Here is a 12,827-nt window from a genome sequence, read left to right as displayed (position 1 = left end):
CGCCTCTAGCGCCGGGACCCGGCCGACCGGCGCCGGGCCGTGGCGAACAGCACCGCCGCCCCCAGCGCGAGCACGGCGGCGCCGCCCGTCGCGAGATACGGCGTGGCGGCGTCGCCGCCGGTCTCGGCGAGCTCCTCACCGGAACCCTGCGGAGCGGGCGCGGGAGCGGCGGTGCCCGGAGCCGCGGTGCCGGGAACCGCGGTGTCCGAAGCCTCGGTGCCCGGGGCCGCGGACGCCGGGGCCGGGGTGCCACTCGGGGCCGTGTGCCCGCCGTGCCCCCCGTGAGCCGCCGTCGGGGCCGCGGTGGGAACGGACGCCGTCGGCGCCGACGACGGCGCGGTGTCCGCCCCGAACACCACGTCCGAGCAGGTGTAGAAGGCCTCGGGGGAGTCGGAGCGCTGCCAGATCGAGTAGATGAGGTGGCGCCCCGACTTCTTCGGCACGGTGCCCGAGAACACGTAGTCGCCGTTCTGCATCCCCGGGTCCGCCACCGTCGCGAACGGCTTCTCCTCCAGGTCCGACCACTTCAGCGGCTTCGACGGGTCGTAGCCGTCCTTCGTGACGTAGAGCGCGAAGCTGCCCCTGTGCGGCGCGGTCCCCTTGTAACGGAAGGTGTGCGCACCGGAGTTCATCCGGCTGGCCGGCCAGTCCGCGCGGGCGAGGTCGAGGCCGCGGTACTTGTCGTTGCCGGCGCTGCACAGCTTCCCGTCCGGGATCAGCTCGCGGTGCTTGCCGGCCGCGTTCGCGATGTTCACCCCGTTCCAGTCGTAGAACGCCTGCGTCCCGCTCGCGGCCACCGCCGCCTTGCACGCCGCCGACTTCGGGCTCTCCGGCCCCTCCGCGTAACAGGTCGCGACCCGGCTCACCGGATCGGTCATCGACCCGTGCGCGAGCGCGGGCGCCGCGGCCAGTCCGGTGAACGCGAGCGCCGCGGTGGTGGTGAGGGCCGCGGCCGTACGGCGTGAGGTCATGGGGGGACAACTCCTTCACGAGGGTGGGTGTGGGGGGTTGTCCAGCAAGCTAGCCCGCGGGATCCACGAAAAACGGCCCGAGGAACGGAAGAAGACGATCCTTATGGTCGCGTTAAGGGGCCTCTAAGCGGGGCCACAGACAGCGCCGTCCGCCCGACCCGAACTAGCATCCGCGTTCATGAGCGCAGTGGTCGTCACCATCGTCCTGGCCTTCGTCGGCTACCTCGTGACCTACCTGAACAGCCTCCGGCTGTCCCAGCGGCAGGAGCGACTGGCCCGGGTCAACCGGCAACTCGGCGACTTCTACGGCCCGTTGTACGCGCTGACGAGCACGAACTCGCGCATGTTCGAGGAGTTCCTCACCCACCACGCCCGGCCGAACGGGAAGTCGGCCTTCCGGGACGAGACCCCGCCCACCGAGGCGGAGCTGGCCGAGTGGCGGCTGTGGGTCACCACGGTCTTCCTGCCCAACATCCGCGCCATGCGCGACGTGGTGGTCGAGCACGCGGACCTGCTGGACGAGCCGGGGATGCCCCCCGTGCTCCTGGAGCTGTACGCACACGTGGCCGGCTACGACATCATCTTCGCCCGCTGGGAGCAGGGCGACTACAGCGAGCACCTGTCGGTGGTGACCTTCCCCGCCAGGGACATACACCGGTACGCCGAGGAGGGCTTCACCCGGCTCCAGGCCGAACAGCGGGCCCTGATCGGCCGGCGGCGTCGTCGTCAGCCCAGCCGCCGGTAGCGCCGCTCCGGCCGTCCCGTTCCCCCGTACCGCAGGGTGACCTCCGCGCGGCCCGTCTCCGCGAAGTACTCCAGGTAGCGACGGGCGCTCACCCGGGACAGGGTGCCCGCCCGCTCCGCGCACTCCGTGGCCGACAGGCCCTCCGGGTGGGCGCGGAGCACCGAGTCGACCAGTTCCGCGGTGGGGGCGGCGAGACCCTTGGGCAGTTCGCGGGAGCCGCGGGGGCGGGCGCCGAAGATCTGGTCGACGTCCTCCTGGCGGGCCTCCGCCTGCGCCAGCCCGTCGAGCCGGCCCTGCAGGGAGGCCACGTGGCGCAGCTGCTCCTGCAGCGCCGCCTGGTTGAAGGGCTTGATCAGATAGTGCAGGGCCCCGGCGCGCAGCGCCGAGCGGATCGTCTCCACGTCCCGCGCCGCCGTGATGAACAGCGCGTCCACCGCCAGGCCCGTCGCCCGCAGCTCGCGCAGCACCGCGATCCCGTCCGTGTCCGGCAGGAAGATGTCGAGCAGCACCAGATCGGGCCGGAGCCGGTGCGCGGCGCGCAGCGCCTCCGCGCCGGTGTGCGCGACACCGACGACGGAGAAGCCGGGCACCGCCGACACGTAGCGGCAGTGCAGCTTCGCCACCATGAAGTCGTCGTCGACCACCAGCACCTTCGTCACGCCGACAAGGTAGGACGCGACCGCAACGACCACAACGTCCGTTGATTGCGGAAGCGAGACAGCTTCTTAACGCGCAGGCAACATGTGGGCCACCTCACACCTCCACCCCTACCTTCCGAGAGGCGGCACACGTGCGTCTGCGCACCCCCCTCGCCCTGCTCGGGGCGGCTCTGCTCGTGCTCGTGGGGCCGCCGCTGCTCAAGCCCGGCAGCGGCGCCGACACCGGCACACAGATCCCCGGCCTGCGCTTCATGGTCCCGAACACCCCCGGCGGCGGCTACGACATCACCGCGCGTACGGCGGCCAAGAACGCCGAGGACGCCGGACTCACCTCCGGCATCGAGGTCTTCAACCTGCCCGGCGCCGGCGGCACCGTCGGCCTCACCCGGCTCGTCGGCGAACGCGGCAACGGCAGGCTCGCCATGTCCATGGGCCTCGGCGTCGTCGGCGCCGTCCACACCAACAAGACCCCGAAGACCCTCGCCGACACCACCCCCATCGCCCGGCTCACCATGGAGCAGGACATCGTCGTGGTCGGCAGGAACTCCCCGTACAAGACCGTCCAGGAGCTGCTGGCCGCCTGGAAGGAGGACCCCGGCAAGCTGCCCGTCGGCGGCGGCTCCTCGCCCGGCGGGCCCGACCACCTGGCCCCGATGCTGATGGCCCAGGCCGCAGGCATCCCGCCGAAGAGCGTCAACTACGTGCCCTTCGACGGCGGCGGCGAGCTGCTCGCCTCCATCCTCGGCGACAAGGTCGCCTTCGGCGTCTCGGGCGTCGGCGAGTACCTCGACCAGATCAAGTCCGGTGAGCTGCGGCTGCTCGCCGTCACCGGCGCCGAGCGGGTACCCGGGCTCGACGCGCCGACCCTGCGCGAGGCCGGGCTCGACACCGAGTTCATCAACTGGCGCGGCGTCGTCGCCCCGCCCGGCCTGTCCGACGCCGAGCGCGACAAGCTCGTCGGCCTCGTCACCGAGCTGCACGACTCCCCCCAGTGGCGCGAGTCGCTCAAGACCCACGGCTGGAACGACGCCTTCCTGCCCGGCGACGAGTTCGGCACCTTCCTCACCGAACAGGACCGTCGCGTCGGATCCGTCCTGAAGGAGCTGGGACTGTGACCACGACGACCGACCGCGACACCCGCACCCCGGATGCGGTGCGGAAGTCCTGGCTGCGCGAGCACTCCGAGCTCGGCGTGAGCCTCGTCCTCCTGCTCCTCGGTGCCCTCGTCCTCACCGACGCCCTCGGCATGAACGTCGACATCGGCCGGCGTGGCCCCGTCGGCCCCCGCACCGTCCCCCTCGTCGTCGGCGCCGGTCTGCTCGCCGTCGCCGTCCTCCTCGCGATCGACGTCCTGCGCGGCGGCCGCGGCGAGGCCGAGGGCGGTGAGGACGTCGACCTGACCGAGCCGAGCGACCGGCGCACCGTGCTGCTGCTGGCCGGCGTCTTCCTCGGCTTCGCCGTCCTCATCGGCCCGGTGGGCTTCCCCGTCGCCGGTGCCCTGCTCTTCTGGGGCGCGGCCCACGCCCTCGGCAGTCGCCACCCCCACCGCGACCCGCTGATCGCCGCCGTGCTCTCCCTCCTCACCTACGTCCTCTTCGACAACCTCCTCGGGGTCCCGCTGCCCGGCGGCCCGCTGATGGGAGTGCTCTGACCCATGGACTCTCTGACCTCGCTGATCGACGGGTTCGGCACCGCCCTGACCCCCATGAACCTGCTGTGGGCCGCCGTCGGCGTCCTCCTCGGCACCGCCATCGGCGTGCTGCCCGGCATCGGCCCCGCCATGGCCGTCGCGCTGCTGCTCCCCGTGACGTACGGGCTCGAACCGACCGGCGCCTTCATCATGTTCGCCGGCATCTACTACGGCGCGATGTTCGGCGGCTCCACCACGTCGATCCTGCTCAACACCCCCGGCGAGAGCGCGGCCGTGGTCGCGGCCATCGAGGGCAATCCCATGGCCAAGGCGGGCCGAGGCGCCCAGGCGCTCGCCGCCGCGGCCGTGGGCCACTTCACCGGCGGCCTGGCCGGCACGATCCTGCTCGTCGCGCTCGCCCCGACGGTCGCCGCGCTCGCCGTCGACATCGGCGCCCCCGACTACTTCGCCATCATGGTCCTCGCCTTCATCGCGGTGACCTCCGTCCTCGGCTCCTCCCGGATCCGCGGCCTCGCCTCGCTGCTCATCGGCCTCACCCTCGGTCTGGTCGGCCTCGACCAGATGACCGGCCAGCAGCGCCTCACCTTCGGCTCGCTCCAGCTCGCCGACGGCATCGACGTCGTGATCGTCGCGGTCGGACTGTTCGCGATCGGCGAGGCCCTGTGGGTCGCCGCCCATCTGCGCCGCACCGCGGGCGAGGCCATCCCCGTGGGCCGTCCGTGGCTCGCCAGGGGGGACGTGCGGCGCACCTGGAAGGCCTGGCTGCGCGGACCGCTCATCGGCTTCCCCTTCGGCGCGATCCCGGCCGGCGGCGCCGAGATCCCCACCTTCCTGTCGTACGTCACCGAGAAGCGCCTCTCGAAGCACCGGGACGAGTTCGGCAAGGGCGCCATCGAGGGCGTCGCGGGCCCCGAGTCCGCCGCCTCCGCCTCCGCCGCCGGCACCCTCGTCTCCATGCTCACGCTCGGCCTGCCGACCACCGCGGTCGCCGCCGTGATGCTCGCCGCCTTCCAGCAGTACGGCATCCAGCCGGGCCCGCTGCTCTTCGAACGCGAACCCGACCTGGTCTGGGGCCTGATCGCCTCGCTCTTCGTCGGCATGGTGCTGCTGCTCGCGCTCAACCTGCCGCTCGCGCCCGTCTGGGCGAAGCTGCTCCGCATCCCGCGTCCGTACCTCTACGCCGGCATCCTGTTCTTCGCCGCCGTCGGCGCGTACGCGGTTGGCGGCGAGGCCCTCGACCTGGTGATCCTGCTGGTCATCGGCCTCATCGGATTCGGCATGCGGCGCTACGGACTGCCCGTCCTGCCCGCCGTGATCGGTGTCATCCTCGGCCCGGCCGCCGAGCAGCAGCTGCGCCGCGCCCTGCAGATCAGCGACGGCTCGGCGGCGGGACTCGTGAACACCCCGTTCTCGGTGACCGTCTACGCGGTGGTCCTGGTCCTCCTGGCCTGGCCGCTGCTGCGGAAACTGATCACGCGCCGTCGTACCGTGACGGTATGACACGCATACGCCCCGCCGTCGCCGCCGACGTGCCCGCCGTGAAGGCCGTGATCGACGCCGCCTTCCACCACTACATCGAGCGGATCGGCGTCGTGCCGGCCCCGATGGAGGAGGACCACGCGGCGAACGTGGCGGCGGGGCGGGTGTTCGTCGCGGGCGAGCCCGTGGCCGGCCTCGTGGTCGTGATCCCCGAGACCGGCCACCTCTACCTCGACACCGTCGCCGTCCACCCGGACGCCCAGGGGACCGGCCTCGGCCGGACCCTGATGGCCTGGGTCGAGGAGCGGGCCCGGGAGCTCGGCCTGCCCGAGGTGCGGCTGCTCACCAACGCGATGATGTGGGAGAACCAGAAGCTGTACGAGCGCTACGGCTACGCGGTCTCCGAGCGGCGCGTGGACGGACCGTACGACCGTATTCACTACCGTAAGGACGTCCTCAACTCGCCCCCGATCGAGTGAGTTTCGGGGGAGTGGAGGCCGGATCCGGTATCCCTGGCGGGCAGCGTCATCCCCCCACCCCCGAAGGGACCCCCACCCATGCGCGCTCGCCTCGCCCTCGCCGCAGGAGCCCTGCTGGCCGTCACCGCCGCGACGGTCTCGACCGCCCACGCCGGACCCGCCGACGGACTCTCCGTCGACCCGAACGGGACGCTCGCCGAGGACGGTTCGATCACCCTCTCCGGCTCCTACCGCTGCGTCGACGACGGCGCGGGCCCGGTCTTCGTCAGCTCCACGCTCATCCAGGAGGACCGCTCAGCCGGGATCGGCGGCACCCGGGCCGTCTGCGACGGACTGGTCCACGAGTGGACCAACAGCGCCGTCGTGAAGGAGCCCGGCTACCGCGCCGGCGAGGCGCGGGTGGAGGCCACCCTGATGCAGCTCACCCCCACCGGGCCGATGGGCCTGCCGCTCCCCGGCTTCCTGGCCCAGGAGAGCCAGGAGGTCACGCTGGACTCCTAGGCGCCGTCCGGCCCGGTCGGCAGGACGCCCCCCCTGGACGAGCAGGGCGAGCAGCCCGTCCCGGCCCAGCGCCGCGAGCTCGTCGAGGGCCGTCACGGCGCACTCGGCCGCCTCCGGGTCGGAGGCGGCCAGGCCGCTCGCCGCGAACTCGTCCTCGTCCAGCCGCAGCACCTCGGCGCCGTCCGCCGACACCCACAGGTCGAGGTCCAGGTCCTCGACCACGACGGTGCTCCCGTCGACGGCGGCGGGCCGGGTCACGTCGCAGTACCAGCCCTTGAGCGTGCCGTCGCCGGAGCGGACCTCCTTCACCGCGTACCAGCGGTCGCGCCAGTAGTGCTCGGTGAACACGTCGCCCGGCTCGAAGCGTACGAAGCCGAAGTCCCGTACGCCCTCGGCGGCCCAGGGCGCGCGGACGGTCAGCCGGACGCCGTCGTCGGCGAGCAGCTCCGCGGGGTAGCGGATCTTCGTCCGGCCCGCCTTGACGAGCGCGATCTCCATCCGGCTCGCGGCCTCAGCCGATGGTGCGGACATGGCGGACCTCCGTCGCGCAGATTTCGTAGCCGAACCACCGGTTGACGGCGAGCATCGGGTCGTTCCCGGTGTCGTTGCCGGTGAACGCCTCCGTGCAGCCGGCCGCGCGGGCCCGGTGCAGCGAGTCGTTCTTCACCAGCTTGGCCAGCCCCCGGCCACGGAAGTCCGGGGCCGTGCCCGTCATCCCGGACGAGTAGCGGCCGAGGCCGTCCGTGCGCGCCGCGCTGAACGCGATGGGACGGCCGTCGACCACGGCCACGGTGGTGAGCGCCCGGTCGAGCAGCGGATGGTTCCAGGTGGTCGCCAGCCAGTACTCGTAGTCGGTCAGCTCGGCCGCCACGTCACCCGGCTCGTCGGCCGTGGTGAGCGCGTCCAGCTCGAACAGCGGGCGCGGATCGGCGGCGAAGTCGGCCGCCGTGCGCAGCTCGACGCCGGCGGGCGCCGCCTGGAGCCGGGGCAGCTCGGCCGTGCTCAGGTCGAGCCGCAGGAAGTAGGCGGACCGGCTCGGGGCGTACCCGCGCCGCTCGGCGAAGGAGCGGTACGCCGGCTCGTCGAGCACCCAGCTGTAGAGCGTGGTCGCCCCGGCCCGGGCCAGGTGCTCCTCGGCGGCGCGCAGCAGCAGACCGCCTGCGCCGGTGCCGCGGTGGTCCGGATGGACGTAGACGTTGACGTCGCCGAGGCCCGGCTCGGGGGACTCGTACGCGAGTGACACCTGAGCGGTACCCACGATCTGCCCGTCGATCTCGGCGACCAGCGGTCTGCCCTGGGCATCAGGATGGACGTGGGTCCAGTCGTGGGCGACCTGAGGGCCGGTGGCGAGCATGAAGGGAAGGGCGACGCGCCGCACCCGGGCGTAGCCTTCGGCGTCCTCCGGGACCCCGGGCCGCATATCGCGGACGATCACAGTCATGGTGCCGCACGCTATGCGGCGGGCATGCCCGGGCGCCTCCCATTTTCCCGCGGGCCGGGTGCACAATCGGGCGGGTGACGCTTCGAATCAGCGTGGATGCCCTTTCCACCACCGCTCCGTACGAACAACTGCGCGCCCAGATCTCGGAGAGCGCCCGCTCGGGCGAACTGCCCGTCGGCTACAAGCTCCCGACCGTGCGGGGGCTCGCGGAGGACCTGGGCCTCGCGGCGAACACGGTCGCCAAGGCGTACAAGGCCCTGGAGGCGGACGGCGTGATCGAGACCCGCGGCCGCAACGGCACCTTCGTCGCCTCCGCCTCCGACGCGGCCTCCCGCCTCGCCGCCACCGCGGCCGCCGGCTATGCGACGGAGGCCCACCGCCTGGGCCTGACGAGGGACGCGGCGGAGGCGGCGGTACGGGACGCCCTCAGGGCGGCGTACGACGCCTGACGCCCCGTGCGGCGGCTCGCCGGTCGTGCCGGGCCCCCGCGGGGCGCCCCGGTCCGAGCGGCGAGCCGACTCCTACAGGTAGAGCCCCGCGTCCGTCGTGCGGGGCTCGGGCAGGCCCACCGCCGACGTGCCGCGCCGCAACGCGAACAGTTCGGCCAGCGTGGCTCCGTCCCGGCCCACTCCCTCCTCGCGCCCGAGCCACGTCACCGCCTCGGCCCGGGTGAGTCGCCCGACCTCGATCCGGGCCAGGCAGCGGCCGGGGCGGACGACGGCGGGGTGGAGCCGTTCCAGGTCCTCGTTGGTGGTGACGGCGACGAGGACGTTGCGGCCCTGTCCGAGCAGACCGTCCGTCAGGTTGAGCAGCCGCGACAGCGCCTGGCCCGCCGCGTTCTTGGCCTCGCCGCGGATCAGCTCGTCGCAGTCCTCCAGGAGCAGCAGGCGCCAGCGGCCTTTCGCGCTGCCCTCGTCCTCGCCGATCGCGATGTCCATGAGATAGCCGACGTCGCTGAAGAGACGCTCGGGGTCGAGGACGCAGTCGACCTGGCACCAGTCGCGCCAGGACCGGGCGAGGGTGCGCAGTGCGGAGGTCTTGCCGGTGCCGGGCGGGCCGTGGAGCAGCAGCAGCCGGCCCGTGATGTCCTCGGGGGTGACGGTCATCAGCCGGTCCATGGCCTCGGCCACGGGCGCCGTGTAGTTGGGCCGGACCTCCTGCCAGGTGCCGGCGCCGATCTGACGGGTGGTCCGGTGCGGGCCGCGTCGGGGCGACACGTACCAGAAGCCCATGGTGACGTTCTCCGGCTGCGGTTCGGGCTCGTCCTTCGCCCCGTCGACGGCCTCCTTGAGGATCCGTTCGGCGAGCTCCGCGTCGGTCGCCGTGACGGTGACGTCGGCGCCCCGGCTCCAGCGGGAGACGAGTACGGTCCAGCCCTCGCCCTCGGCGAGCACGGAGCTGCGGTCGTCGCCCTTGGTCGCGCGCAACAGCCGCGCGCCCGCGGGCAGCAGGGTCGCGGCGGGCCTCACGCGCTCCAGGCTGGTGCTGTGCACGTGGGGTTGCTCCCCGGTCGCGAAGCGGCCGAGGAAGAGGGCGTCGACGACGTCGGAGGGTGCGTCGTCGCCGGTGAGGTGGAGGCGGAGGGGGACGGCTCGCTCGGGCAGGGACGGGTCTCGCGGTGCGCCGTGGGTGGCAGACATGGCGCCATGATCGGCCACGGCGGTGCTCCGGCGCATCGACTTTTGACGGTTCGTCCCTTGGCTTGAAGTCGACGGTTTCTGAGGAGGTGTCGGCAGCTGTTCACCCCTACTTTTGACATGGACACTTCCGGTGCGGCAGATCCGCTGCTACTACCTGGTAACGCAGAGATCCTGCTACAGGGAGGTTCCATGAGACTGTCCCGATTCACGGCATTCACGTCCTCGCTCCTCCTCGGCGCCGTCCTCGCCCTCACCGGGGCAGGAGCCGCTCAGGCCGCCGAGAGCGCCGCACTCGACTACGTCGCCCTCGGAGACTCGTACTCCTCAGGTGTCGGGGCCGGGAGCTACGACAGTGCGAGCGGCGACTGCAAGCGCTCCACCAAGGCGTATCCCGTCCTCTGGAAGAACGCCAACGCCCCCTCGTCCTTCGCGTTCACCGCTTGCTCGGGCGCCCGAACGGGTGATGTCACGGCCAATCAGCTCGGACCGCTCTCCACCGCCACCGACCTGGTCTCCGTCACGATCGGCGGCAACGACGCCGGATTCGCGGACGTCATGACCACCTGCGTCCTGCAGTCCGAGGCGACCTGTATCAATCGCGTGAATCAAGCCAAGAGCTACGTCGACACGACCCTGCCCGGCAAGCTCGACGCGGTCTACACGGCCATCAGGAACAAGGCCCCCAACGCCCATGTGGTCGTCCTCGGCTACCCGCGCTTCTACCAGCTCAACGGCACCTGCGTCGCCGGCCTGAGCGAGAACGAGCGCAGAGCCATCAACGACGCCTCCGACTACCTCAACGCGGCCACCGCCAAGCGTGCCGCCAACCACGGCTACACCTTCGCGAGCGTGGTCCCCGCCTTCACGGGACACGAGATCTGCTCGGGCTCGGCCTGGCTGCACAGCGTCAACTGGCTCAACATCGGGGAGTCGTACCACCCCACCGCCTCCGGACAGTCCGGCGGCTACCTGCCGAGCTTCAACGGGGCGGCGTAGCGTTCCCGCCCGGGGAGGCGGTCCCGCCCGAAGGCGTCGCCGTCGTCGGCGGCGTCGACGGCGGGGTCGTCTCCTCGCATTCCACCGTGAACGCCACCCAGTTGGACTGCCGCACGACCGGGGTGCGGACCTCCAGGCGGATCCGGTCGATGACCGCCGCGCCCGGCGCGTACGCCGCCTGCGTGCGGTCCAGCTGCTGCTCGGTCGGCCCGCCCTCGGGGAAGTCCAGCGTCTGCCACTGCGCGTCCTGGGCCTCGCCGCTCTCCGTCGCCCAGCGGTACGACACGGTCGCCGGCGTCCGGTCCACCGTGACCGTCGCCGTGAACGCCGGGGCCGCGGCCTCCGCGGGCGGACACGTCCCCTGGTACGTGTCCCGCACCGCCCGTACGAACAGCAGCACCGCGACCGGCGGAGTCGTCGTCGCGCTGGGCGAGGGGCTCGTGGTCTGCGTCGTCGGCGGGGGAGTGGTGGGCGCCGTCGTGGGCGCGCTCGTCGTGACCGGCGGCACCGTGGGCGACTCGCCCGAACCGGTGTCCCGCAGCGCCGCGTACGTCAGACCGCCCGCCACCAGAAGCAGCGCCGCGATCCCGGCGAGCAGCGCGCCACGGCGCCGCCGACGCGGCTCCTCCGGCCGGGGCGCCGGCATCGGAGCCGTCGGCCCGGGGCCCACCGGCCCGGCCGGCCCCGCGCCCTCGGCGTCCGAACCGCCCGTCCGGAGCGGCGCGTACGGCGCCGTCACCTGCAGCCGTTCGGTGCGCGGGGTGCCGCCCGCGCCGATCAGCCGCAGCTGCTCCTCGGTCGCGTCCGCCGGGAGGCGCTGCTCCGGATCCTTGCGCAACAGGGCCTCGATCACCGGGGCCAGCGGCCCGGCGTGCACCGGAGGCGCGGGTTCCTCGTCCACGACCGTCCGCAGGGTGTCGAGCGCGGTCTCCCGACGGAAGGGCGAGACGCCCTCGACGGCGGCGTACAGGAGCACGCCGAGCGACCACAGGTCGGCCGCGGGCCCCGGCGTGTGCCCCAGCGCGCGCTCCGGCGCGAGGTACTCGGGGGAGCCGATGAGCTCGCCGGTCATGGTGAGCGGGGAGGTCCCCGCCACGGCCGCGATGCCGAAGTCGGTGAGCACCGCCCGGCCGTCGTTGGCCAGCAGGACGTTGGCCGGCTTCACGTCCCGGTGCAGCACCCCGGCCGCGTGCGCTGCCCGCAGCGCGGCGAGCACGTCGGCGCCGATGTGCGCGGCCCGCTGCGGCGGCATGGGGCCCTCGGCCTCCAGCGTCTCGGCCAGGGTGAGCCCGCGGACCAGCTCCATCACGATCCAGGGGCGCCCGTCGTCCAGGGCCACGTCGTAGACGGTGACGACATTGCGGTTCGCGATCCGCGCGGCGGACCTCGCCTCACGCTCCAGGCGGGCGTACAGCCGCTCGCGGTCCTCGGTGGGCAGCCCGGCCGGCGCCCGGACCTCCTTGACGGCCACCTCGCGTCCGAGGACCTCGTCCCGGGCCCGCCAGACGGTCCCCATCCCGCCCTCGCCGAGCACGTCGAGCAGTCGGTAACGACCCGCGATGAGCGTCATCACTCCACGGTAGCCGAGCCCCGCCGATTTTGGTGGCGGAGATCACACCCGGTGAAGGGCCTCCTGGTGGGGGCCGCGCGTGCAGGATGGTTCGTGACGGTTCGACAGGTGTTCGATCGCTGTCCAACTCACCCTGGAATCAGATGGATTCGGACAGTGATCGTCAACCCCCGTACACAGACGGTGAATCCTGCGGCCGGAATACACGGGTGTCGTAGCGGGGCGATAGGGTTAACCTGCCCGGGCCGGGTGCCCTCGTACGGGTGGGGAGTGACATGGAACAGATAGCAATGCGCAGCAGGCCGCGAGTGCCTGCCATCACCTGCGGGAGCAGCGCGACGAGTTCGCGACTCGACCGCCATCTCGCGGTGCTCGGCGGTCCCGCCGTGCCCCAGCGTGAGGCGGCCGAGGCGACGCTGCTCATGCGGGAACTGACATCGCGTACGCGCGAGGTGCCGATGCACGGTCACCGCAGCCGCAGCGCGCGGGTCTCGCTCTTCGCCCCGTTGCGCCGACTGCGCCGCTCGCTCTTCGGCAGCCACGGCTGACAGGTCGTCCGGGCCGGGCACCCGCGTACCCCGACGCACCACCCCGCCCGCACCCGCTCGGCCCCTGAACTCCTGACCGCCCGCCGGACGTGTCCCCGCCCGTCCGGCGCTTCCTCCTGTCCACGGCCCCCGGCGTACCGCCCGAAG

Annotated in this window: 14 protein-coding genes and 1 pseudogene; 9 read left to right on the top strand and 6 right to left on the bottom strand. The window is 72.7% G+C overall.

Annotated features, from left to right (window positions below; genetic code table 11):
- Positions 1-5: 5 nt before the first annotated feature.
- Positions 6-971, bottom strand: coding sequence for a lytic polysaccharide monooxygenase (locus AB0M16_RS25395; protein WP_365346660.1), 966 nt, complete (start codon positions 969-971; stop codon positions 6-8).
- A gap of 178 nt (positions 972-1,149) precedes the next feature.
- On the opposite strand from AB0M16_RS25395, the gene AB0M16_RS25390 reads away from it, so the two are divergent.
- Positions 1,150-1,716 (top strand): hypothetical protein, encoded by a 567-nt coding sequence (locus AB0M16_RS25390; RefSeq protein ID WP_365346658.1) that lies wholly within the window; start codon positions 1,150-1,152, stop codon positions 1,714-1,716.
- On the opposite strand, the gene AB0M16_RS25385 is transcribed toward AB0M16_RS25390, so the two are convergent.
- Entirely contained in the window at positions 1,698-2,375 is a 678-nt protein-coding gene (locus AB0M16_RS25385; protein WP_365346656.1) for a response regulator, read from the bottom strand. The genes AB0M16_RS25390 and AB0M16_RS25385 overlap by 19 nt on opposite strands.
- 131 nt (positions 2,376-2,506) lie before the next feature.
- Here AB0M16_RS25385 and AB0M16_RS25380 point away from each other — a divergent pair, with 131 nt between their 5' ends.
- From AB0M16_RS25380 to AB0M16_RS25360, 5 genes are all read left to right on the top strand, one after another.
- Positions 2,507-3,490 (top strand): tripartite tricarboxylate transporter substrate binding protein, encoded by a 984-nt coding sequence (locus AB0M16_RS25380; protein WP_365346654.1) that lies wholly within the window; start codon positions 2,507-2,509, stop codon positions 3,488-3,490.
- Positions 3,487-4,026, top strand: coding sequence for a tripartite tricarboxylate transporter TctB family protein (locus AB0M16_RS25375; protein ID WP_365346652.1), 540 nt, complete (start codon positions 3,487-3,489; stop codon positions 4,024-4,026). Before AB0M16_RS25380 ends, AB0M16_RS25375 begins: the two co-directional genes overlap by 4 nt.
- A 3-nt stretch (positions 4,027-4,029) precedes the next feature.
- On the top strand, positions 4,030-5,526 hold the full coding sequence (locus AB0M16_RS25370; RefSeq protein WP_365346650.1) for a tripartite tricarboxylate transporter permease: 1,497 nt from the start codon (positions 4,030-4,032) through the stop codon (positions 5,524-5,526).
- On the top strand, positions 5,523-5,984 hold the full coding sequence (locus AB0M16_RS25365) for a GNAT family N-acetyltransferase (protein ID WP_365346648.1): 462 nt from the start codon (positions 5,523-5,525) through the stop codon (positions 5,982-5,984). Before AB0M16_RS25370 ends, AB0M16_RS25365 begins: the two co-directional genes overlap by 4 nt.
- Positions 5,985-6,062: 78 nt before the next feature.
- Complete coding sequence (locus AB0M16_RS25360; RefSeq protein WP_365346647.1) at positions 6,063-6,485, top strand: DUF6299 family protein; 423 nt, start codon at positions 6,063-6,065, stop codon at positions 6,483-6,485.
- Positions 6,486-6,524: 39 nt separating this feature from the next.
- Here the strand turns inward: AB0M16_RS25360 and AB0M16_RS25355 are convergent.
- Both AB0M16_RS25355 and AB0M16_RS25350 read right to left on the bottom strand, forming a co-directional pair.
- Positions 6,525-7,016, bottom strand: a pseudogene (locus AB0M16_RS25355) (DUF402 domain-containing protein); the annotation flags it as partial.
- Entirely contained in the window at positions 6,997-7,926 is a 930-nt protein-coding gene (locus tag AB0M16_RS25350; RefSeq protein WP_365346645.1) for a GNAT family N-acetyltransferase, read from the bottom strand. The pseudogene AB0M16_RS25355 and the gene AB0M16_RS25350, both read right to left, overlap by 20 nt.
- A 74-nt stretch (positions 7,927-8,000) precedes the next feature.
- Here AB0M16_RS25350 and AB0M16_RS25345 point away from each other — a divergent pair, with 74 nt between their 5' ends.
- Entirely contained in the window at positions 8,001-8,375 is a 375-nt protein-coding gene (locus tag AB0M16_RS25345; protein WP_365346643.1) for a GntR family transcriptional regulator, read from the top strand.
- A gap of 72 nt (positions 8,376-8,447) precedes the next feature.
- Here the strand turns inward: AB0M16_RS25345 and AB0M16_RS25340 are convergent, their stop codons facing one another.
- On the bottom strand, positions 8,448-9,566 hold the full coding sequence (locus AB0M16_RS25340) for a DUF5925 domain-containing protein (RefSeq protein ID WP_365346641.1): 1,119 nt from the start codon (positions 9,564-9,566) through the stop codon (positions 8,448-8,450).
- A gap of 189 nt (positions 9,567-9,755) precedes the next feature.
- Here AB0M16_RS25340 and AB0M16_RS25335 point away from each other — a divergent pair, with 189 nt between their 5' ends.
- On the top strand, positions 9,756-10,562 hold the full coding sequence (locus tag AB0M16_RS25335; RefSeq protein ID WP_365346639.1) for an SGNH/GDSL hydrolase family protein: 807 nt from the start codon (positions 9,756-9,758) through the stop codon (positions 10,560-10,562).
- Here AB0M16_RS25335 and AB0M16_RS25330 read toward each other — a convergent pair.
- Complete coding sequence (locus AB0M16_RS25330) at positions 10,546-12,132, bottom strand: serine/threonine-protein kinase (protein ID WP_365346637.1); 1,587 nt, start codon at positions 12,130-12,132, stop codon at positions 10,546-10,548. The two genes, AB0M16_RS25335 and AB0M16_RS25330, sit on opposite strands and share 17 nt — an antisense overlap.
- 275 nt (positions 12,133-12,407) lie before the next feature.
- On the opposite strand from AB0M16_RS25330, the gene AB0M16_RS25325 reads away from it, so the two are divergent.
- On the top strand, positions 12,408-12,680 hold the full coding sequence (locus tag AB0M16_RS25325; protein WP_365346635.1) for a hypothetical protein: 273 nt from the start codon (positions 12,408-12,410) through the stop codon (positions 12,678-12,680).
- Positions 12,681-12,827: the final 147 nt, after the last annotated feature.

Origin of the sequence: Streptomyces sp. NPDC051921 (assembly GCF_040680975.1) — a bacterium.
In the GTDB taxonomy this organism is placed as follows: domain Bacteria; phylum Actinomycetota; class Actinomycetes; order Streptomycetales; family Streptomycetaceae; genus Streptomyces.
Note: the sequence above shows the minus strand (reverse complement) of the source record. Positions and strands in the feature narration are given on the sequence as shown.